The organism is Parvimonas sp. D9 (assembly GCF_035282565.1).
Classification (GTDB): domain Bacteria; phylum Bacillota; class Clostridia; order Tissierellales; family Peptoniphilaceae; genus Parvimonas; species Parvimonas micra.
The window spans coordinates 1-538 of record NZ_JAYKBM010000044.1; the positions used below are offsets into that span (position 1 = coordinate 1).

Sequence of the window (538 nt, forward strand, 5' to 3'; positions counted from 1 at the left end):
CTTGATGAATGGTGGCTCATCGTCCTCCTGGCGTCGCGGCACGTAGCCGTCCGGCGGTACGATAATCGCCGCTTCGATCCGATCGATGACGGTTAGGCCCTGCCGCCGAAACCAACGCTGCAGGTCACGAACGCGACTGAGCGCTTGTTCGGCCGGGGAGGGCACGTCGTAGCGAGCCCATCTTCCGCGACCAGAGAAGGCGCTCCATTCGCCGCGATCGTTCCTCGACAGCCGACCGCCGTAGTTCTTCGTCTCGAGCACATAGGCGGTGCGGAAGCGCGTCAGGAGCAGATGGTCGATCTGGACCGCGCGCCCGTCCATTTCCAGCCTGAGATCGTGAATGACGACGGTCTGTTCGGAATCATGGAAGAAGGCGTCGAGGTAATGGGCCGCGTCCCGTTCGCCGGCGATGCCACGACGCACGTTCCAGATCTCGCGCTCGACCGCAGCGCGTTGCGCCCGACTGAGCTTGAGCTCCAACAGCCCTTCCAGCTCCACCAGGTCGACTGATCGATCGTCGGCATCCTTGAGCAGCATC

1 protein-coding gene is annotated in these 538 nt (G+C 63.4%); it reads right to left on the reverse strand.

Annotation, left to right across the window (positions count from 1 at the left end):
• Nucleotides 1-538 (reverse strand): nuclease-related domain-containing protein (locus VJI94_RS07940; RefSeq protein WP_324008955.1); only part of this gene is annotated, 538 nt, incomplete at both ends.